The organism is Bradyrhizobium sp. Rc2d (genome assembly GCF_900099855.1).
Taxonomy (GTDB): domain Bacteria; phylum Pseudomonadota; class Alphaproteobacteria; order Rhizobiales; family Xanthobacteraceae; genus Bradyrhizobium.
On the sequence record NZ_FNCU01000019.1, the window covers coordinates 20,273 to 40,020 of the forward strand.

18 protein-coding genes are annotated in these 19,748 nt (G+C 63.5%); 11 read left to right on the forward strand and 7 right to left on the reverse strand.

The window, feature by feature from the left end; genetic code table 11:
* Positions 1-64: 64 nt before the first annotated feature.
* Genes BLV07_RS23190 through BLV07_RS23205 form a run of 4 tightly spaced genes read left to right on the forward strand, consistent with a single transcriptional unit; the run spans position 65 to position 3,539 of the window.
* Complete coding sequence (locus BLV07_RS23190) at positions 65-910, forward strand: ABC transporter ATP-binding protein (RefSeq protein ID WP_091889941.1); 846 nt, start codon at positions 65-67, stop codon at positions 908-910.
* The gene (locus tag BLV07_RS23195; protein ID WP_091889944.1) at positions 907-1,692 is read left to right on the forward strand and encodes an ABC transporter permease; all 786 of its coding nucleotides are present in this window, start codon (positions 907-909) and stop codon (positions 1,690-1,692) included. Before BLV07_RS23190 ends, BLV07_RS23195 begins: the two co-directional genes overlap by 4 nt.
* Entirely contained in the window at positions 1,689-2,456 is a 768-nt protein-coding gene (locus BLV07_RS23200; RefSeq protein ID WP_091889947.1) for an ABC transporter permease, read from the forward strand. The genes BLV07_RS23195 and BLV07_RS23200 overlap by 4 nt, the downstream gene beginning before the upstream one ends.
* 36 nt (positions 2,457-2,492) lie before the next feature.
* Entirely contained in the window at positions 2,493-3,539 is a 1,047-nt protein-coding gene (locus BLV07_RS23205) for a 2,5-dihydroxypyridine 5,6-dioxygenase NicX family protein (RefSeq protein ID WP_091889950.1), read from the forward strand.
* On the opposite strand, the gene BLV07_RS23210 is transcribed toward BLV07_RS23205, so the two are convergent.
* The 5 genes from BLV07_RS23210 to BLV07_RS23230 are packed head-to-tail and all read right to left on the reverse strand — an operon-like array spanning position 3,536 to position 9,272.
* The gene (locus tag BLV07_RS23210; protein ID WP_091889953.1) at positions 3,536-4,528 is read right to left on the reverse strand and encodes a 3-hydroxybutyryl-CoA dehydrogenase; all 993 of its coding nucleotides are present in this window, start codon (positions 4,526-4,528) and stop codon (positions 3,536-3,538) included. The two genes, BLV07_RS23205 and BLV07_RS23210, sit on opposite strands and share 4 nt — an antisense overlap.
* Before the next feature lie 3 nt (positions 4,529-4,531).
* The gene (locus BLV07_RS23215) at positions 4,532-5,620 is read right to left on the reverse strand and encodes an NAD/NADP-dependent octopine/nopaline dehydrogenase family protein (protein WP_091889956.1); all 1,089 of its coding nucleotides are present in this window, start codon (positions 5,618-5,620) and stop codon (positions 4,532-4,534) included.
* Positions 5,617-7,152 (reverse strand): class I adenylate-forming enzyme family protein, encoded by a 1,536-nt coding sequence (locus tag BLV07_RS23220; protein WP_091889959.1) that lies wholly within the window; start codon positions 7,150-7,152, stop codon positions 5,617-5,619. Before BLV07_RS23220 ends, BLV07_RS23215 begins: the two co-directional genes overlap by 4 nt.
* 2 nt (positions 7,153-7,154) lie before the next feature.
* A complete protein-coding gene (locus BLV07_RS23225) occupies positions 7,155-8,444 on the reverse strand; it encodes an acyl-CoA dehydrogenase family protein (RefSeq protein WP_091889962.1) in 1,290 nt (429 codons plus the stop codon).
* Positions 8,445-8,456: 12 nt separating this feature from the next.
* Positions 8,457-9,272, reverse strand: coding sequence for an alpha/beta fold hydrolase (locus BLV07_RS23230; protein WP_091889965.1), 816 nt, complete (start codon positions 9,270-9,272; stop codon positions 8,457-8,459).
* A 193-nt stretch (positions 9,273-9,465) separates the two neighbouring features.
* Between BLV07_RS23230 and BLV07_RS23235 the strand changes: the two genes are divergently transcribed.
* The 4 genes from BLV07_RS23235 (at position 9,466) to BLV07_RS23250 (ending at position 14,883) form a co-directional block, all read left to right on the forward strand.
* On the forward strand, positions 9,466-10,227 hold the full coding sequence (locus BLV07_RS23235) for an SDR family NAD(P)-dependent oxidoreductase (RefSeq protein WP_091889968.1): 762 nt from the start codon (positions 9,466-9,468) through the stop codon (positions 10,225-10,227).
* 43 nt (positions 10,228-10,270) lie between these two features.
* Entirely contained in the window at positions 10,271-11,107 is an 837-nt protein-coding gene (locus tag BLV07_RS23240) for an enoyl-CoA hydratase family protein (protein ID WP_091889970.1), read from the forward strand.
* A 101-nt stretch (positions 11,108-11,208) separates the two neighbouring features.
* Entirely contained in the window at positions 11,209-13,560 is a 2,352-nt protein-coding gene (locus BLV07_RS23245; RefSeq protein WP_091889973.1) for a bifunctional salicylyl-CoA 5-hydroxylase/oxidoreductase, read from the forward strand.
* Between the two features lie 51 nt (positions 13,561-13,611).
* Positions 13,612-14,883, forward strand: a complete 1,272-nt coding sequence (locus BLV07_RS23250) for a flavin-dependent oxidoreductase (protein ID WP_091889976.1) — start codon at positions 13,612-13,614, stop codon at positions 14,881-14,883.
* Between the two features lie 100 nt (positions 14,884-14,983).
* On the opposite strand, the gene BLV07_RS23255 is transcribed toward BLV07_RS23250, so the two are convergent.
* Together BLV07_RS23255 and BLV07_RS23260 are read right to left on the reverse strand one after the other, a co-directional pair.
* Positions 14,984-15,439 (reverse strand): cupin domain-containing protein, encoded by a 456-nt coding sequence (locus BLV07_RS23255; RefSeq protein ID WP_080136282.1) that lies wholly within the window; start codon positions 15,437-15,439, stop codon positions 14,984-14,986.
* Positions 15,440-15,463: 24 nt separating this feature from the next.
* Positions 15,464-16,639 (reverse strand): ABC transporter substrate-binding protein, encoded by a 1,176-nt coding sequence (locus BLV07_RS23260; protein ID WP_091890259.1) that lies wholly within the window; start codon positions 16,637-16,639, stop codon positions 15,464-15,466.
* A gap of 250 nt (positions 16,640-16,889) precedes the next feature.
* Between BLV07_RS23260 and BLV07_RS23265 the strand changes: the two genes are divergently transcribed.
* From BLV07_RS23265 to BLV07_RS23275, 3 genes are all read left to right on the forward strand, one after another.
* Positions 16,890-17,408, forward strand: a complete 519-nt coding sequence (locus tag BLV07_RS23265) for a MarR family winged helix-turn-helix transcriptional regulator (RefSeq protein WP_164934521.1) — start codon at positions 16,890-16,892, stop codon at positions 17,406-17,408.
* A 147-nt stretch (positions 17,409-17,555) separates the two neighbouring features.
* Positions 17,556-19,247 carry a benzoate-CoA ligase family protein gene (locus BLV07_RS23270; RefSeq protein ID WP_091889979.1) on the forward strand — a complete coding sequence of 564 codons (1,692 nt, stop codon included), beginning with the start codon at positions 17,556-17,558 and terminating at the stop codon, positions 19,245-19,247.
* Between the two features lie 21 nt (positions 19,248-19,268).
* Positions 19,269-19,727 (forward strand): RidA family protein, encoded by a 459-nt coding sequence (locus BLV07_RS23275; protein WP_091889982.1) that lies wholly within the window; start codon positions 19,269-19,271, stop codon positions 19,725-19,727.
* Positions 19,728-19,748: the final 21 nt, after the last annotated feature.

Here is a 19,748-nt window from a genome sequence, read left to right on the forward strand (position 1 = left end):
CTGAAGGTGAACGTTCGGCAGGTTCGTCGAGTAATGTTTACGCGCAAGTGAGGCGAGCGACGGGATGACGGCAGTGCCTTCGAGATCGAGTGAATGGGTGAAACCGGTAATGTCACAAAACCGGGCTTCTGCGATCATTCAGATCAACCGCGTCTCGCAGGTTTTTCAAACCTCGGCGCGGAAGGATCATGTGGCGTTATCGGACATCTCGCTCACGATCGACGAGGGCGCATTTGTCTCAATCCTTGGTCCCTCCGGCTGTGGCAAGTCGACACTGCTCTACATCGTCGGGGGCTTCGTCAGCCCGACCAGCGGCGCGGCGAAGATGAAGGGGCAGGCGATCACGGGGCCCGGTCCAGATCGCGGACCCGTGTTTCAGGAATTTGCCCTGTTTCCTTGGAAAACGGTGCTCGGCAATGTGATGTATGGCCCGCGCCAGCAGGGCGTGCGCACCGCTGAGGCTGAAGCGCAGAGCCGCGCCTTGATCGAAATGGTCGGCCTCAAGGGCTACGAGAACTTCTATCCCAAGGAGCTGTCGGGCGGCATGAAGCAGCGCGTCGCGCTGGCGCGAACGCTCGCCTACCATCCCGAAGTCCTGTTGATGGACGAGCCGTTCGGTGCGCTCGACGCGCATACCCGGACCCGCTTGCAGAACGATCTCTTGAACATCTGGGAGCGTGATCGCAAGACGGTGTTGTTCGTCACCCACTCGGTCGACGAGGCTGTCTTCCTCTCCGACAAGGTCGTGATGATGTCGAAATCGCCCGGCCGCATCCGGCAGGTCATCGATATTGATCTGCCGCGGCCGCGCCGTCGCAACGAGCTGTTGCTCGATCCACGGTACCAGAAATACGTCGTCGATATCGAGCACATGTTCGATGAGAGCGACGCAGCCGGCGCGCCCGCATGATGTCGTCGGCTGCCATAGTCAAGCGCGCTGCCCCGGTGCTCGCCTGCATCGGATTGCTGGCGGTGTGGCAGGTCGCGTCACTCGCGCTGAAGAACGACAGTTTTCCGACGGCGATCGAAGCGATCCGCGCGATCCCGGATATTCTTGGCGATAAGGAATCCCTGATCAACATTCTGGCCTCGCTTCGCCGCATGGCGCTTGGGTTCGGCGTAGCCGTGCTTGTTTCGATTCCACTTGGCCTCTTGATGGGACGCAGCCGCGCAGTCGCAGCCTTCTTCAATCCGCTCCTGATGGTGATCTATCCGGTGCCGAAGGCGGCGTTGATGCCGATTATCATGCTGTGGCTGGGCGTTGGCGACGTCACGAAGACGTTGGTGATCTTCCTCGGCGTCAGCCTGCCAGTGATTTATCACAGCTTCGAAGGCGCCAAGGCTGTGGAAGAGAAGATGCTGTGGTCAGGCGCCGCGATGGGGCTTTCTCCGGCGCAACGCCTGATGCGCATCGTGTTGCCCGCGGCACTGCCGGAAATTCTGACCGGCTGCCGCACGGGATTGGTGCTGGCGCTGATCACGATGATCACCAGCGAGATGATCGCCCGCCAGTCCGGCGCCGGGAACATCCTGTTCAACGCGCTCGACATGGGCCAATATGACACCGTCTTTGCGATGATCATCATCGTGGGGGCAATGGGAATCTGCCTCGACGCGATTTTCGAAAGGGTTCGTGCCCGCCTTGTGCGCTGGTCCGAGCCTCAGTTCGACATGCCGCTGAGCTTCTCATGATGTCGCGCCTTCTCGCCCCAAACGTCGTTCTTGGCATTGCCCCGATCGTGCTGGTGATCGCAGTGTGGCAAGGCCTCGTGTCAACAGGCCTTGCGCCTGTGACTCTGCTGCCGCCTCCAGGCTACGTCTTCAGCCGGTTGTTCCAGCAGCTCGTGACGTGGACGTTTCAGCAGGAGATCGCGGCCACCCTGGTCCGGCTGTTTGCTGGGTTCGCGATTGCGGTCGTACTGGGTGTCAGTATCGGCATCGCTGCCGCCGCCAATCCCGCGATCAACGCCGTGGTTCGGCCAATCGTGCGCGTATTGGCGCCATTGCCCAAGGTCGCCCTCTATCCAGCATTGCTGCTGCTGCTCGGCTTTGGCCACGGGTCGAAGATCACATTGGTGGCTGCCGATGCTCTCTTTCCCATTCTATTGTCCACCTACTACGGCGCGTCGACCGTGGAGCAGAAGCTGATCTGGTCGGCCATGGCGGCGGGAACGCCGCGCTATGAAATCCTCTTCAAGGTCGTGCTGCCGGCGGCGATGCCGTCGATCCTGACCGGCTGCCGGATCGGTCTTGTCATTTCCTGCATCGTGGTGTTTCTGGCCGAGATGATCACCTCGACGGACGGACTGGGTCATGCGCTCGTGACGGCGGCCCGAACCTTTCAGGCCGTGGACATGTTCGTCCCGTTGATCACGATCTCGCTGCTGGGTTTGATCCTGAACGGCTTACTTGGGGCTGTGCGATCGTATCTGCTCCGGGGCTTCCCCGAAGCGTAACAGACAAATAAGAATTCTGAAGACAGGGAGTGAACCATGCTGGCTGATCGCATCGAGGCAAAATGGATCGACGCATTTTACGAGATCTTTGAGCGATGCGCCGTCAAGGCCGGCGATACCGCGGCGATCCTCTCGGAAACCCAGTCGCGTGCGTTGAACGTGCATCTGGCGGAGCTCGCGCTGCTGCGGATGGGAGCGCGACCGTTTCATGTGGTGATGCCGACACCGCGTAACCGTCATGTCGTGCCGGTTCGCTCGACCGGAGCGAGCGAGGCGATCCAGCGGCTGGGGCCGGTGATCAGCGCGCTTCAGCAGGCCGGCTTTGTGGTGGATTGCACCATCGAGGGCCTGATGCACGCGGTGGAGACACCCGAAATTCTCAAAGCCGGCGCGCGCATTCTGGTGATTTCGAACGAGCATCCCGAGGCGCTGGAGCGGATGGTGCCAGATCCCGCGCTCGAGAAGCGTGTTCGTGCTGCTGCAAAGATGCTGCGCGGGACCAAGCGGATGCGGGTCACCTCAAAAGCAGGAACGGCGCTCGACGTCGACATGGTCGGAGCCTCCACGGTCGGCGTATGGGGCTGGACCGACAAACCCGGTACGCTGGCGCATTGGCCCGGTGGAATCGTCGTCAGCTTTCCCAAGAGCGGGACCATCAACGGCACGCTGGTGATGGCGCCCGGCGACATCAATCTCACCTTCAAGCGTTATCTGACGTCGCCGGTTAAGATGACGCTGAAGGACGATTATGTCATCGAGCTGGAAGGCGAAGGTACGGATGCGGCGATGATGCGCAGCTATCTCGCCGCCTGGGGCGATCGGGAAGCCTATGCGGTCTCGCATGTCGGTTTTGGCATGAACCCCGGCGCGCGGTACGAGGCGCTCTCGATGTACGACCAGCGCGATACCAACGGCACGGAGCTTCGCGCTGTGTCCGGAAATTTCCTGTTCTCGACCGGTGCGAACGAGTTCGCAGGCCGCTATACGGCGGGTCATTTCGATCTGCCAATGATGGGAACAACCATCGAACTGGACGGCGTTGCCGTCGTCCGCGAAGGTGTGCTCCAAGACATCTTCGGCTAGCCGCGATCGACCACAGGCGGCCGCGCCAGGCCAAAGTGGCGGAGCAGGTCGACCATGGCCTTGAGTCGCTCCACTCGATAGGCATCGACATCGAGGCCGGAATAGTCGAGGAAGCCCGCGCCGGTCCGCAGGCCGATCCGTCCCTCGCTCATGTTGCGCGAAATCACCTCTGGCGCCCGATAGCGGTCGCTGCCGAGTGCGCCCTCGAGATAGCGGCTGGCGTAGTAGAGGATGTCGCCGCCGCCCCAGTCGATGAATTCGAGCAGGCCGAGCACGGCGTAGCGGAAGCCGAAGCCGTAGCGGATCGCCTTGTCGATTTCTTCCGCGCTGGCGACACCCTCCTCGACCATACGAGCGGCCTCGTTCATCGCCAGCGCCTGAATGCGCGGGACGATGAAGCCCGGCGTCGCTGCGCAGACCACCGGTACTTTGCCAATGCCTTCGAGCAGCGCCTTGACCTCGTCGATGATGGCGGGATCGGTGGCCTTGCCGGGCGAAACCTCGACCAGCGGGATCAGATAGGCCGGATTGAGCCAATGCACGTTGAGGAAGCGGCGAGGATTCACGATCGCGACGGAGAGATCGTCGACGAGGATGGTCGACGTCGTCGATGCAATGATCGTATCCGGGCCGACTTGCCTTGAGGCGGCCGCCAGCACCTCCCGCTTGAGCTCGACGACCTCAGGAACGCCCTCGAAGACCATAGCGGCCTCGGAGAGAGCTGCACCGCTTTCGCCGGCTGCCACCACCGAGACCCGCGCGATGAGCGGATCGACGTCGGCCTCGGTCAATAGCCCCAGCTTCGACAGGCTGTCGAAGGTCTTCCTGACTTCGCCGAGCGCGTCCGCCTCCAGCTTGGCGAAATCGTCCGCGGAGCGCGCCTTGATGTCGATCATCGTGACCCTGTGCCCCGCATAGGCGAATGCGACGGCGATGCCACGTCCCATGCGGCCGGCCCCGAGACAGGCAATGTTGACGCGATTGGTCATCGATCAGAATCCATTGCGAAGCAGCGTCTGCAATTCAGCTTTTCTGAGATCGCCGAGGCCCAGCGTCTCGAGCGTTCGGCCATCTCGCGCAAAATCCTCGCCGCAGACCGCGCCGCCGATCGCCAGGAACGCTTTGGCCAGCGGTGTGGCCTCGCCAGCCAGGCCGGCGACGGAGACCAGCAACGACAGCCCGAGCCGCAGATCCTCGCGCATGTAGCGGTGCTCGGTCAGCACGATCCGTTCGCGCCAGTCCCCGGAATCGGTCAGCCGGTCGTGCGAGCCGCGGCCATACATCCAGATCTCGCCTTCCTTCGCGTAGTGATGAGCGAGCGGGAAATGCGGCGCGCCGTAACCGAGCGCCTCGCGCACCGCGATGCGTTCCGCGTCGAGGGCGTCGGTCACCCGGCGGATCGCGGCTTGCGTACCTTCCTTGTGAATGTCCCAGCGTTCGAAATGTTCGATCGGCCCGGCGTTCATCACGATCAACGGCGGATGGATGATAGGCCCTGCATTCATCAGGGCGCCGGATAACGCATCTCCGCACGGTTCGATCACGCCCGGGAAAGCGCGTCCAATGACTTCGAGCGCATGCGCTGCCTGATCGAGCGGGAACACGCCGACCGGCAGTCGCTTGGCGCGGATGGTGATCGCGACCTCGAACGGTCCATGCTTGCGGGTCAGCCAGGGCAAGGTTCCGGTCTCGGCAAAGCTGGCCTTGGCATGGTTGACGGCGTCTCGGGCCGCTTGGGCGAAGATCATCGAGCCGAATGTCGCCGGCGGTAGAAAAACGACCTGGCCGTCCCGCAGATGCGGGGCGAGCAGACCGGCAATATGCGGCTGTGCGAAGGCGGGGGCGGGGCAGAGGATCAGCTCGACGCCGTTGACGGCTTCGGCGATGTCGGCCGTGATCAGCGCGAGCTTCACGTCGTGGCGGCCGCTATGGTCCTTAACCAGGATGCGCGAGCCGGCAGCGCGATGCGCCGCGACCTGATCCGCGTCGCGGCGCCAGAGCCGGACCTCATGCCCCGACAGCGCAAAATCGCCCGCGGCCGCGAAAGAGCCGTTTCCCCCACCCAGAACCGCAATCTTCAAGATGTTTCTCCTTGCGCGCGCGATTGCGCATCGAGCTGCTTCAGCAGGAAATGTTGCACCTTGCCCAGCGCCGTGCGAGGCAAGTCGGTGACGAAGACGATATCGCGTGGAACTTTGAATCGCGCGAGCTGCGCCTGGATGTGCGTTCTGAGCTCCTCCGCTTCGAGATGCGAGCCGGATCGCCGGATCACATAAGCGATGGGGACTTCGTCCCAGCGCGGGTCCGGCCGGCCGATCACGGCGCATTCGCTGACGTCGGGATGTTCGAGCAGGACGCGCTCGACTTCCGCTGGGTAGACATTCTCGCCGCCGGAAATGATCAGGTTCTTCTTGCGGTCGCGCACCCAGAAATAGCCGTCCGCGTCGCACAGGCCGATATCTCCGGTGCGATACCAGCCGTCCTGCAGCGCTTCACGCGTGGCGTCCGCATTGCCCCAATATTCGAAAAACACGTTGGCGCCGCGCACAGCGATTTCGCCCGGTGTGCCAGCCGGCACCTCGACACCGGCCTGATCGACCACCTTTGCCTCACAACACAAGCCAGCGAGTCCGGTCGATCCCACACGCGACAGATCGCCGCCGAGGCGGGTGTAGATTGCGATGGGGCAGGTTTCCGTCGAGCCGTAGACCTGAAGCACGGGAACGCCACGCGCGACGAAGCGGTCGATCAGGTGCGGCGGCACGATGGTCGAACCCGTGGCGACGGCCTTGAGTGACGAGAGATCAGCCGTCGCCCAGGCGGGATGCTCGCTCACGGCCTGGATGATCGCCGGCACCATCACGGTCAGCGTCGGCCGCTCGCGTTCGATCGCCGCGAGCGCCGTATCCGGCATGAAGCGGGCGTGGATCGTGACGGTTGCGCCCAACTGCAGCGCGGGCGTGGTCTGGATATTGAGGCCGCCGACATGAAAGAACGGCAGCACGGTCAGCACGTGGTCGTCTGACGTCATGTTGTGCATGTGCTGGCTCATGACACCGTTCCAGAACAGCGCCTCTTGCCGCAGCACCGCGCCCTTCGGCCGACCCGTCGTTCCTGACGTGTAGACGATGAGAAGCGGGCAGGAGAGATCGGTGTGCGGATTGCGGCCGCTGCCCTGGCCGCGATCCAGCAGACCTTCGAATGTCGTGCCGCGAGGCGGCGTGAAGTCGAGGCCGACGACGGATGTCCCCGGCGCGGTCCGCCCAAGCTCGGCAAGCACTCCCTCAAATGCCTGCTCGAGCACCAGGACCTTGGCGCCGGCATCGCTCAGAATGAACAGCTGCTCGGCGACCGCCAGCCGCCAGTTCAGCGGCACCAGCATCGCCCCGAGCCGCGCGCAAGCGTAGAGCAGAACGAGGTAGTCCGGCCGGTTCAGGCTCAGGATCGCGACACGGTCGCCGCGGCCGACGCCGAGTTCCTGCTTCAAGGCGGTTGCGGTCCGTTCGATGCGTGCGGCGAATGCGGAATAGCTCAGCCGTTCGCCTTCGAAGGCAATGGCCGTCTTGTCTGGCGCGAACGCCGCGTTGCGGTCGATCAGGCTACAGAGGTCCACCGTCAGTCGTCCGTCTCGCCGGCCTCGTACAGCGCCTCGCGTCCGATCCGGTCGAGGCAGAGCTCGGCGGTCCAGGGCAGCATCAGCGAGCCGCAGCGGCTGTCGCGATAGATCCGCTCCAGCGGCAGCGACCGCAGCATGGCCTGACCGCCGCAGGTGCGGATCGCGAGCGTGGCGAGCTCATTGGCGCCCTCCATCACCGAATATTGTGCGGCGTAGGCGCGCAGAACCTGTTCCTTGCTCGGATTGGCGCGGGCTTCGGTCACAGCCTGGAACCAGATCGCTTTGATCTGCTCGAGCTTGATTTGCATCTGCGCGACCGCGATCTGCTTGGTCGGGTACATCCGGCGCTTAACCGGCGGCATGCCCGGCACCTCGCCGCGCAAATAACGCACGGTGAAATCGTAAGCGGCTTGCGCAAGGCCCATATAGGTCGGCGACAGCGTCAGGAACATGTGCGGCCAGCGCATCGCGGCCTGGAAATACACGCCGCGCGGCATCAGCGCGGAATCCTCCGGCACGAACACGTCCTTGAACAGCAGCGTCCGCGAGACGGTGCCGCGCATGCCGAGCGGATCCCAGTCGCCGACGACCGAGACGCCTTGCGATTTGGCGGGGATGGCCAAATAAAGGGTGTTGCGACGCGATGCCTTGCCGCCTTCCTCGATCTCGGTGCAGAGCACGCCGTAATAGTCGGCATGACCGGAGAGCGACGCAAAGATCTTCTTGCCGTTGACGATCCAGCCGCCCTCGACCGGCCTTGCTTCCGTGCCGAAAGCGACACCGCCCGCAGCGGCCGCGCCGCCTTCGGAGAAGGGCTGCGAATAGATCGCGCCGTCCTCGACGATGCGCCTGTAGTGCACCGCGCGCCGCCGCTCGTGCGCGGCGCGGGTGTCCGCGTCCATGTCGAGATCGTCGGCCAGCGGGCCCGACCACAGCGTCGAGCACACATGCATGTTCCAGGTCAGCGCCGTCGCACCGCAATAGCGGCCGATTTCGGCGGCGGCCAAGGCATAGGTCTGGTAGTTCGCGCCGAGGCCGCCGTGCTTCTTGGGGATGGCAATGCCGAGCAGGCCGGTGCGGTGCAGATCGCGATAATTCTCGGTCGGGAAGGCCGCCTCGCGATCATAGGTCGCGGCGCGGCCGGCGAACACGCTCTGGCCGATCTCGCGGGCGCGCGCAATGATGCCGCCCTGCTCGTCACCCAGGCGGTATGCGACGGGATCGAAGATCGGCCCGTCGAGCACGGCCTTGTCGCTTGCGCCGATATTCTTGCCGACTTGCATGGTCATGGCGCAATCACCTTAGGCTTTGGTCGCGAGAGAGTTCAGGAACCGGCCGAGCGCTTCGTTGAAGGCATCGGGGCGTTCGAGATTGGCGAGATGGCCCACGCCAGCGAGCTCGACATATTCAGCTCCCGGAATAAAGGTCGCCGTCTTCGCCATCATCGGTGCGGGCGCGTTGTTGTCCTTCGAGCCGGACAGCAGCAGTGTCGGGACGGAAATATCCCTGAGCGTGCTGCGCTGATCGAATCCGATGAGAGCCAGCATCATGGCGCGATAGCTGGCCTCAGGCACGCTTGCCATGCACTGACGTGCCATTTCCATCCCGTTCGGATCAGGATCGTCGCCGATCAGCTCCTTCACCAGCGAAGGCGCCAGCGACGTCATTGTCTCCCCGCGATCGAGCGGCCCGAGCCGCGCTGCGATAAAGGATCTCTGCCAATCGCCGTCGGCTTTGCCGAAGGCCGGGCTGGTCTGCGCCAGGACGACTGCGCGCGCCCGTTTCGGCGACTGCACCAGCCATTTCTGGACGATCATGCCGCCGATCGAATGGCCGACCAGAATGGGCTTGCTTGCGCCGAGCTGCTCGATGAATTGCTGGAGCGCATCGGCCAAGGCAGCAATGCTGACACTGGCCAGCGGCGCCGATCCGCCATAACCCGGCATGTCCCATGCGATCGCGCGGAAGCGGTTGCCGAATGTGGCGAGCTGGTGCCGCCAGGCTCGCGCCGCGCCGCCAATGCCGTGCAGGAAAATCAAAGGTGTCGCGCCCGGATCGCCCGCGGCTTCGTAGGCGAAGCGTCCGTCCTTTGTTATCATTGGCGCAGGCAGCGACACGCGACAATCCTTTTGCTTGGCTCTGTGATGCTAACAGGCTCGCGGACGATGGGAAGGGATAATTTTATACTTAAAGCAATTTTCGGGCCGGCCCGCCATGCAGTCGTTCCCCATGCCGATTGGCGCTTTCGTTGCAAAAATTTGAAGGTTAAAATATATCGAGAGAACGATCAGGATCTCAGGGAGCAAGCGCATGTCCGGATTGCCGCATTCGCCGCACGCGCTGGTGACCGGTGGCGGTCGCGGCATCGGCCGCGCCATCGCGGCCTCGCTTGTCGGTGCTGGCGCGACCGTGACCGTGCTCGGTCGGAATGCGGCGCCTCTTGCAGAGGCCGTCAACGTCGGCGCTGCGCATTTTGCGGCCGTTGCCGACGTCTCTGATGAAGCGTCGTTGAAGGCGGCTATCCTTGAAGCGAGTGCGCGCAAGCCGATCGACATCCTGATTGCCAACGCAGGCAGCGCTGAATCGGCGCCATTCGCGAAATCGGACAGTGCCCTCTTCAGCCGCATGATGGATGTCAATTTCATGGGCGTGGTCCATGCCATCCGCGGTGTGTTGCCGGGCATGAAAGACCGTCCCTATGGCCGCATTGTCGCGGTTGCGTCCACGGCCGGGCTCAAGGGCTATGCCTATGTCAGCGCCTACGCTGCGGCCAAGCACGCCGTGGTCGGTCTCGTGCGTTCGCTCGCCCTCGAGATGGCTGGAAGCAATGTGACGGTGAATGCAGTGTGTCCCGGCTTCACCGACACCGATCTGGTCGCCGGCAGCATCGAAAACATCATGACGAAGACCGGCCGAACCCGCGAGCAGGCGATCGCCGAGCTCGCGAAACATAATCCGCAAGGAAGACTGATCACGCCTCAAGAGGTGGCCGATGCAGTGCTGTGGCTGTGCGGTGAGGGCGCCGGCGCGATCACTGGACAGGCGATCGCGGTTGCCGGTGGTGAAATCTAGCGTGTGTGGCGCAGGCGCGAAACAAGGAAGCTAAGGAGATCGCATGAGCAGACCAGCCAATCCCGTCACCATACCGCTTGCAGATTACTCGCCGCAGCACTTCCTGCTGGCCGTGGTCGACGGTGTCGCGACGGTTACGCTCAATCGCCCCGAGCGAAAGAATCCGCTCACCTTCGAAAGCTACCGGGAACTGACCGATTTCTTCCGCGCCTGCGCGTTCGATGATGCGGTCAAATCCATCGTCGTCGCGGGAGCCGGCGGCAATTTCTCGTCCGGCGGCGACGTGTTCGAGATCATCGGCCCGCTCGTGAAGATGGATACCAAGGGGCTGACGGCCTTCACGCGCATGACCGGCGACCTCGTCAAGGCGATGCGGGCCTGCCCGCAGCCGATCGTGGCTGCGGTCGAGGGCATCTGCGCGGGCGCCGGGGCGATCATCGCCATGGCGTCGGATATGCGCCTCGCGGCGAGCGGCACAAAGGTCGCGTTCCTGTTCAACAAGGTCGGCCTCGCCGGCTGCGACATGGGCGCCTGCGCGATCCTGCCGCGGATCATCGGACAGTCACGCGCCTCCGAACTGCTCTACACCGGCCGGTTCATGACCGCGGAGGAGGGCGAGCGCTGGGGCTTCTTCAGCCGCCTCGTCACGCCGGAGCAGGTGCTGCCCCAGGCGCAATTGCTGGCCAAGCAGGTCGCGGAAGGACCGACCTTCGCCAACACCATGACCAAGCGGATGCTGGCGATGGAATGGGCGATGTCGGTGGAGGAGGCGATCGAGGCGGAGGCCGTTGCCCAGGCGCTGTGCATGACGACGGCGGATTTCGAGCGCGCCTTCGAGGCGTTCGCCAACAAGGTCAAGCCGGTCTTCAGAGGCGACTAGGACGATCGTCTTTAGGGGGCACACCGGCAACGGGGGGACTTGCGCAAAATTATTTTAGGCTTAAAATAGTTTTCGTGACCAGGTGAATTGGCGAGGCTCCCATGAAAGTCGCGATCATCGGTGGCGGACCTGCGGGTCTCTACGCTGCGATCCTGCTCAAGAAGCAGCGCCCAGGCGCCGAAGTCACCGTGTATGAGCGCAATCGGGCCGATGACACGTTCGGCTTCGGCGTGGTGTTCTCCGACGCCACGCTGGACAATTTCGAGAAGCACGATCTTCCGAGCTACCGCCGCATCACTCAGGAATTCGCCTATTGGGACGACATTGCCGTGCATTTCCGCGGCACGGTGCACCGGGTCGGTGGCAACGGCTTTTGCGGCTGCTCACGGCAGAAGCTGCTGCTGATTCTTCAGGAGCGGGCACGCGAGTTGGGCGTCTCCCTGCATTTCGAAGTGGATATCGACGACGAATCCCGCTTCGCCGACGCCGACCTCATCCTGCTTGCGGACGGTATCAACAGCCGCTTCCGCGAGAAATACATCGATCATTTCCAGCCCGAGGTCGACGTTCGCTCCAACAAGTTCGCCTGGATGGGCTCGACCAGGCCGCTCGATGCCTTCACCTTCATCTTCCAGGAGACCGAGTGGGGGCCCTTCATCGCCCATGCCTATCAGTATGAGGCCGGGCATTCGACCTGGATTTTCGAGACTGATCCCGAGACGTTCGCGCGGGCGGGGCTAACAGGACTGGACGAGGCTCAGTCCGCCGCGCGGATGGCGGACATCTTCGGCTGGTTCCTTGATGGGCACAAGCTGCTGACCAACCGCTCGATGTGGCGCAACTTCCCCATGATCCGCAGCAAGCGCTGGGTCAAGGACAACATGGTCCTGCTCGGCGATGCCAAGGCGAGCGCGCATTTCTCGATCGGCTCGGGCACCAAGCTCGCGATGGAAGACGCCATCGCGCTGGCCGAAGCGATGGAGAAGGCGCCCAGCATTAAGGCGGCGCTGGAAGTCTATGAGAACGGCCGCCGCGAGGAGGTCGAGAAGACGCAGCATGCCGCCGACGTTTCGCTGGTCTGGTTCGAGCATGTCGACCGCTTCTGGGATTTTGACCCCGTGCAGTTCGCCTTCGGCGTCATGACGCGCTCGAAGGCGATCACCTACGACAATCTCAAGCTCCGCGCGCCGGATTTCGTGGCCGAGGTCGACAAGTCGTTCGCCAAGCAGGTGCGCAGCAGCGGCTTCGATGTCGACACCGACCGGCCGATGGTGCCGCTGTTCCAGCCGTTTCGTTTGCGCGAGATGGAGCTGGCCAATCGCGCGGTGATGTCGCCGATGTGCATGTATTCGGCGCAGGAGGGAGTGCCGACAGACTTCCACTTGGTGCATTACGGCTCGCGTGCGATCGGCGGCGCCGGGCTGATCTTCACCGAGATGGCCTGCGTCAGCCGCGATGCCCGGATCACGCCCGGCTGCGCCGGTCTCTGGACCGACGAGCAGGAAGCCGCGTGGCGGCGCATCGTGGATTTCATCCACGGCAATTCGGCCGCGAAAATCTGCCTGCAACTGGGCCACGCCGGCCGCAAGGGCGCGACCAAATTGATGTGGGACGGCATGGACCGACCGCTGGAACAGGGCGGTTGGGAGGTCTTCTCGGCATCGCCGCTGCCCTATTTCCCCGATAGCCAGGTGCCGCGCGAGCTCGATCGCGCCGGCATGAGCGCGGTAAGGGATGCTTTCGTGGCGGCGGCCGAGCGCGGCGAGCGCTGCGGCTTCGACATGCTCGAATTGCACTGCGCCCACGGCTATCTGCTCGCGAGCTTCATCTCGCCGCTCACCAACACCCGCACGGACGAGTATGGCGGTTCGCTCGAAAACCGGCTGCGGTTTCCGCTCGAGATCTTCGAGTCATTGCGGGCCGTGTGGCCGTCGCACAAGCCGATGTCGGTGCGTATCTCTGCGACTGATTGGGCGGAGGGCGGCATCACCGGCGACGACGCCGTCGCCGTCGCGCGCGCCTTTGCCGAGGCGGGTGTCGATCTCGTCGACGTTTCGACCGGGCAGACCGTGCGCGATGCGCAGCCGGTGTACGGGCGCATGTTCCAGACGCCGTTCTCCGACCAGGTCCGCAACGAGGCGCGGGTAGCCACCATGTGCGTCGGCAACATCACGACGGCGGACCAGGCCAACACCATCTTGGCCGCCGGCCGGGCGGATCTCGTCGCGCTCGGCCGTCCGCATCTGGTCGACCCCTTCTTCACCATGAAGGCGGCGGCCTGGTATGGGGCAAACGACGCTTTCTGCCCGCCGCAATATCTGCCCGGAAAGGATCAGATTTTCCGTAACAGCGTCCGTGACCGGCAGGACTTCGAGGAGCTGAGAATTAAGGCTAAGCCCAAGACCCGGGCCGAGCTCAAGGCGGAGGCGACAAAGCCGCTTGCGGCGGAGTGACCGCCCGTGCGACCTTGACCCATTGCCTGTGTTTCGAGTGGAGTAAGGGCGATGAAGGCGATTATCGTCGGTGGCGGTATCGGTGGTCTCACCACGGCATTGATGTTGCGCTCGCGCGGCCTGGATTGTGAGATCTTCGAGCAGGCCGACACCATTCGCGAGCTCGGCGTCGGGATCAACACGCTGCCGCATGCCATGCGCGAGCTGGCCGGGCTTGGCCTGTTGCAGAAGCTCGACGAGGTCGCGATCCGCACTGATCAGCTCTATTACCTCAATCGCCACGGCCAGGAGGTCTGGCGCGAAGCTCGCGGCATCGACGCCGGCCACGACGTGCCGCAATTCTCGATCCATCGTGGGCGCCTTCAGGGCGTCATCCATCGCGCCGTCGAGGAGCGGCTCGGGCAGCAAGCTATTCACACCGGCTGCCGGCTGGGTGCGTTCACGCAGGACGAGGGCGGCGTCACGGCCTATTTCTTCGATCGCGTCGGCGTGCATGTCCACACCGCGCGCGGCGATATCCTGATCGGCGCCGACGGCATCCATTCGCGCGTCCGCGAGACACTGTTCCCGAACGAGGGGCCGCCGTGCTGGAATGGCCTGATGCTGTGGCGCGGCGCCCGCGATTGGCCGCTATTCCTCACCGGCAAGTCGATGATCGTGGCCGGTGGTCTCAACGCCAAGGTGGTGATCTATCCGATCGCGGAAGGATCGAGTCCGGCGAGCCGTCTGACCAATTGGGCGGTGCTCGTCAAAGTGGGCGAAGGCAATGCACCCCCGCCGCGGAAAGAAGATTGGTCGCGGCCGGGCCGCCGCGAGGAGCTGATGCCGCATGTCGCGCGCTTCTCGGTGCCCTATATCGACGTGAAGAGCCTGATCTCGGCGACGCCCGAATTCTACGAATATCCGACCTGCGACCGCGATCCCTTGCCCTATTGGTCGTCGGGGCGCGTCACGCTGCTCGGCGATGCCGCGCATCCGATGTATCCGGTCGGCTCCAATGGCGCTTCGCAGGCGATCCTCGACGCGCGCTGCCTTGCCGACGTGCTGGTGCGCGCCGAGCATCCGCGTCAGGCATTGCTCGAATACGAGAAGAAGCGTCTGCCGATGACGGCCGACATCGTCCGCGCCAACCGGCGCGGTGGCCCCGAAGGCGTCATTGACGCCGTCGAGCAGCTTGCGCCTGATGGCTTCGACAATGTCGATAACGTCCTGAGCTATTCCCAGCGCGAAGCCATCGTGCGCGGCTATGCCACCAAGGCAGGCTTCGCCGCAGTGCCGGGACTTGCGGCGGTGCGCGCTGAAGTCGGCGGTAGAGCGGGATGAGTTTGAGGAATCGGCGCTAGCCCGGAACTCAGATCACCCTTCCCCGCTGGGAGAGGTGGAGCCCGAGCCACCGAATGAGCCTAACCTCATCCCACTTTAGCTAGCCGCCGGGGGGCGGCGGCAGGAAGTGGATGTTGAACTCGGCGGCCATCGCCACCACGTCCTCGGGCTTCTGCTCTTTCATGTTGTGAAGGCCCCAGAACAGGTCGAACAGCTTGCGGCTCGGCGAGACCCAGAATAGCACCTTTGCGGTCTGCTCCGACTTGTTGAAGATGCCGTGCGGCACGCCCATGCCGAGGCGGATCAGGTCGCCCGCGGTCGCCTGCGCCTCCGAATTGCCGAGCATGAAGTCGAGCTTGCCCTCCAGCATGTAGAGATACTCGTCCTGATCGGGATGGATGTGCGGGGGCACGAACGTGCCTGGCGGCAGTGTCGCATGCCAGGAGAAGCTGTTCTCGGCGTAGCTCTTCGGCACATAGGTCTGGCCGAGGATGTTCCAGGAGATGCCCTGGATGCCCTCATTGGCCCGGGTGATGCCGGTGATTTCGCTCTTCATTGCAGTCCTCCGCGATACACGCCCTTAGTTCGTCGCCTTGCAGTCCTTGGCATAGCGGTCGCCGTAATTCTCGAAGACCTTCTGCACGATTTCGGTCTGGAACTTGCCGTCTGGACGCTTGGCGACCTTGGTCAGGTAGAAATTCTGGATCGGATAGCCGTTGGTGTTGAACTTGAAGGCGCCGCGCAGCGAGGTGAAGTCGGCTTTCTTCAAAGCGGCGGCGACGGCGTCCTTGTTGGAGAGGTCGCCCTTCACGGCCTTGACCGCGCTGTCGATCAGCATCGCGGCGTCATAGGCCTGGAAGGCGTAGGTACCAGGAACGCTGTTGTAGGCGGCCTCATAGGCGGCGACGAACTTCTTGTTCTGCGGATTATCCAGATTGGGCGCCCAGTTCGCGCCGCCGAACATACCGACGGCCGCGTCCTGCTGCGCCGGCAAGGTCGATTCATCCACCGTGAACGCCGAGAGCACCGGAATGCTGTCGGCAAGCCCTGCCTGGCGGTATTGCTTGACGAGGTTGACGCCGAGGCCGCCCGGCATGAACGTGAACAGCGCATCGGGCTTCTGCGACGAGATCTTGGAAAGCTCTGGCTGGAAGTCCAGCGTGTTCAGCGGCATGTAGGATTCCTCGACGATCTCGCCCTTGTAGTCGAGCTTGAAGCCCGCCACCGAATCCTTGCCGGCCTGATAGTTCGGGACCATCAGGTACATGCGCTTATAGCCGCGATCCTGCGCGACCTTGCCGAGGATCTCGTGCACCTGATCGTTCTGGTAGGAGGTCACATAAAAGAACGGATTGCAGTCCTTGCCGGCAAACGTCGACGGGCCGGCATTGGGGCTGATCAAGAAGGTTTTCGATTCTGTGACGGGCCGGTGGATCGCCTGGAGGATGTTGGAGAAGATCGGGCCGACCACGAAGTCGACCTTGTCGCGCTCGAGCAAGCCCTTGACCTTGGTCACCGCCGCATCCGGCTTCAATTCGTCATCTGCGACGATCACCTCGACATCGCGGCCGCCCATCTTGCCGCCGAGATCCTTCACCGCGAGCGCAAAGCCGTCGCGGACTTGCTGGCCCAACGCAGCGGCAGGTCCCGACAGGGTCACGACCAGACCCAGCTTGATTTTCTCCTCGGCGAGGGCAGGGCTCATCGCGGTGCCGAGCAGCATGGCGGCTGCGGCCAAGGTCATTTGCGTCTTCATGATCTGTCCCTCGTAACGATCGGCTTGCGCTGCAAGCCGCGTACTCCAATCCAAGCTTATGCCGATGATGGCCGCCGCGGCAAGCCGAGCTCGAGGCGTCGCATCCTGCGGGCAGCGGCGCATGCAAGCTGCGCGCCAATTATTTGAAGCCTAAAGAAGTTGACCTGCGGTCGATTGTTGCAGCTTTGGACTTGCAGCCGGCCCCGATTTATTTGAAGCTCAAAACGTTAGGGAATCCGTGCCGGCGCCAATGCCGGCCGTGAGTGATTGCATCAACATGCTCGATTCCGAGACCAAGGCCGTCGAAACGCCGGAGGACCATGCCGAAGAGCTTCGGCTGTGGCTGCGGCTGTTGACCTGCACGACCCTGATCGAAGGGGAAGTCCGCGGCCGGCTGCGGCAGCGGTTCGACGTCACTTTGCCCCGGTTTGACCTGATGGCGCAGCTCGACAAGGCGCCGGACGGCATGACGCTGTCCGATGTCTCCAAGCGCATGATGGTGTCGAACGGCAACGTCACCGGTCTTGTCGAGCGGCTGGTGGAATCCGGTCACCTCGACCGGCGCACCTCGGAGACGGACCGCCGCGTCCAGGTGATCCGCCTCACAAAACTCGGGCGTGCCGAGTTTCGCAGAATGGCTGCGGAACACGAAACCTGGATTGCCGACCTCTTCGCCGATCTGACGCCGAAGGATGTGCGCGAATTGATGCGGCTCCTGGCCAGGACCAAGGCGTCGGCGCAGAAATCGGCCGCGCGCCGCCGGCCCTAAGCAGGCGGGCGGGCGGGCCGCCGAACCCATTTGCCGCAGGAAAAAGCAAGGAATGCCCAAAATCCGCTATTGCGCCAAATTGTTTTAAGCCTAAAATGTTTTCCAGATCGTGCTGCCGGGTGCAATCCATGCTGAAAGGAGCGTGCGATGGCCAACGCCGCCAAGGTTCAAGTGTCGGGCTCGTGTGACGGCAATACTGCGACGGCCCATGTCGATACGTTCGCGCGGCAACATCTGCCGCCGCGCGAGCTCTGGCCCGAATTCACCTTCACGCGGCCGGAGCTGCGCTACCCAACGCGATTGAACTGCGTCAGCTATTTCCTCGATCGCTGGGTCGAGCAAGGTCACGGCGACGCGCCTTGCGTCATCAGTCCTGCGGTCAGCTACACCTATCGCGAGCTGCAAGCCCTGGTGAACCGCATCGCCAACGTGCTGGTCGGCAAGCTGGGTCTTGTGACCGGCGGGCGTGTGCTGCTGCGCTCGGCCAACAATCCGATGATGGTCGCGACCTACCTCGCGGTCATCAAGGCCGGCGGCATCGTCGTGGCGACCATGCCGCTCTTGCGAGCCAAGGAGCTGTCATATCCGATCCAGAAGGCGGAGATCACCCTCGCGCTATGTGACGGAAAGCTCTCCGAGGAGATGGAGAAGGCGAAAGCCGCTGCGCCCAGTCTCAAGCACGTGGTCTATTGGGGCAATGGCGCAAGCGACTCGCTTGAGGCGCTGGTCGCGGATGCAAGCCCGGAGTTCAGGGCTGTCGATACCGCGTCCGACGACGTCTGCCTGATCGCCTTCACGTCGGGCACGACAGGCGATCCCAAGGGCACCATGCATTTCCATCGGGACATGCTGGCGGTCTGCGACGGATACGCGCGCAACATCTTGCGGGCCGAGCAGAAGGACCGTTTCGTCGGCTCGGCACCGCTCGCCTTCACCTTCGGCTTCGGCGGCGTGCTGTTTCCGATGCATATCGGCGCCTCCTTCGTGGTGCTGGAGAAGACGACGCCGGACGACATTCTGAATGCGGTCGAGCAGTACAAGACCACGGTCTGCTTCACGGCGCCGACCGCATACCGGGCCATGCTCGGCAAGCTCGCGGGCCGTGACATCTCCTCGCTTCGCAAATGCGTCTCCGCGGGCGAGACGCTGCCCAAGCCGACATTCGAGGCCTGGCTGAAGGCCACCGGCATCAAGCTGATGGACGGCATCGGTTCGACCGAACTGCTGCACATCTTCATCAGCGCGACCGAGGACGAGATCCGTCCCGGCGCAACCGGCAAGCCGGTGCCGGGCTATGAGGCCAAGATCGTCGACGATGCCGGCAACGACGTGCCGCCGGGCACGATCGGCCGACTAGCGGTACGTGGGCCGACCGGCTGCCGCTATCTCGCCGACGAGCGGCAGCGGAAATACGTCCAGAACGGCTGGAACATCACCGGCGACACCTATCTGATGGATAGTGACGGCTATTTCTGGTACCAGTCGCGCTCCGACGACATGATCGTCTCGGCCGGCTACAACATCGCAGGCACGGATGTCGAGGCAGCGCTGCTCACGCATCCGTCCGTCGTCGAATGCGGGGTCGTCGGTGCGCCGGACGAGGCACGCGGCATGATCGTGAAGGCCTATGTCGTCGCCGCGCCCGGTGTGACGCCCGACGCGCAGCTCGTGGCCGAATTGCAGGAACATGTCAAACGCGAGATCGCGCCGTACAAATATCCGCGCGCGATCGAATTCGTGACGCAATTGCCGAAGACTGAGACCGGCAAGTTGAAGCGTTTTGCCCTGCGTCAGCTGGCGCAGGCTGCAGCGACGTCCTCAGGCGTCGCTGCGGAATGAAAGAAGGATAGAGAATTGTCCGTGACGACGCCAAAAGGCCCGCAGCTCGCGGTGCTGCCGACAGCAGCCGAGCACGAAACCCGCCCCAAGGCACAGATCCTCCAGCCGTCCGGCTGGCCGATGCCGAAGGGTTATGCCAACGGCATGGCTGCCGAAGGGCGGATCGTCGTCACCGGCGGAGTGATCGGCTGGGATGCCGAGGAGCGTCTCGCGGACGGCTTCGTCGCGCAGGTGCGCCAGACCCTGAGCAACATCGCCGAAATCCTGGCCGAAGCGGGCGCCCGGCCCGAACACCTCGTGCGCCTGACCTGGTATGTCGTCGACATGGACGAGTACTTGGCCAATCTGAAGGAACTGGGCAGGGTCTACCGCGACGTCTTCGGAGCGCACTATCCTGCGATGGCGCTGGTTCAGGTGGTCCGGCTCGTCGAGAAGGCGGCGCGCGTCGAAATCGAGGCCACCGCCGTCATTCCTCGCTGAGTTCGGCCCTGATCAGCTCGC

What these genes read in the sequence shown, in the direction of transcription:
- BLV07_RS23200 (WP_091889947.1), top strand. Translation starts at nt 1,689, where the DNA reads ATGATGTCGCGCCTTCTCGCCCCAAACGTCGTTCTTGGCATTGCCCCG.
- BLV07_RS23210 (WP_091889953.1), bottom strand. Translation starts at nt 4,528, where the DNA reads ATGACCAATCGCGTCAACATTGCCTGTCTCGGGGCCGGCCGCATGGGA.
- BLV07_RS23250 (WP_091889976.1), top strand. Translation starts at nt 13,612, where the DNA reads ATGAAGGCGATTATCGTCGGTGGCGGTATCGGTGGTCTCACCACGGCA.
- BLV07_RS23255 (WP_080136282.1), bottom strand. Translation starts at nt 15,439, where the DNA reads ATGAAGAGCGAAATCACCGGCATCACCCGGGCCAATGAGGGCATCCAG.
- BLV07_RS23265 (WP_164934521.1), top strand. Translation starts at nt 16,890, where the DNA reads ATGCCGGCCGTGAGTGATTGCATCAACATGCTCGATTCCGAGACCAAG.
- BLV07_RS23235 (WP_091889968.1), top strand. Translation starts at nt 9,466, where the DNA reads ATGTCCGGATTGCCGCATTCGCCGCACGCGCTGGTGACCGGTGGCGGT.
- BLV07_RS23245 (WP_091889973.1), top strand. Translation starts at nt 11,209, where the DNA reads ATGAAAGTCGCGATCATCGGTGGCGGACCTGCGGGTCTCTACGCTGCG.
- BLV07_RS23190 (WP_091889941.1), top strand. Translation starts at nt 65, where the DNA reads ATGACGGCAGTGCCTTCGAGATCGAGTGAATGGGTGAAACCGGTAATG.
- BLV07_RS23205 (WP_091889950.1), top strand. Translation starts at nt 2,493, where the DNA reads ATGCTGGCTGATCGCATCGAGGCAAAATGGATCGACGCATTTTACGAG.
- BLV07_RS23195 (WP_091889944.1), top strand. Translation starts at nt 907, where the DNA reads ATGATGTCGTCGGCTGCCATAGTCAAGCGCGCTGCCCCGGTGCTCGCC.
- BLV07_RS23240 (WP_091889970.1), top strand. Translation starts at nt 10,271, where the DNA reads ATGAGCAGACCAGCCAATCCCGTCACCATACCGCTTGCAGATTACTCG.
- BLV07_RS23225 (WP_091889962.1), bottom strand. Translation starts at nt 8,444, where the DNA reads ATGACCATGCAAGTCGGCAAGAATATCGGCGCAAGCGACAAGGCCGTG.
- BLV07_RS23260 (WP_091890259.1), bottom strand. Translation starts at nt 16,639, where the DNA reads ATGAAGACGCAAATGACCTTGGCCGCAGCCGCCATGCTGCTCGGCACC.
- BLV07_RS23270 (WP_091889979.1), top strand. Translation starts at nt 17,556, where the DNA reads ATGGCCAACGCCGCCAAGGTTCAAGTGTCGGGCTCGTGTGACGGCAAT.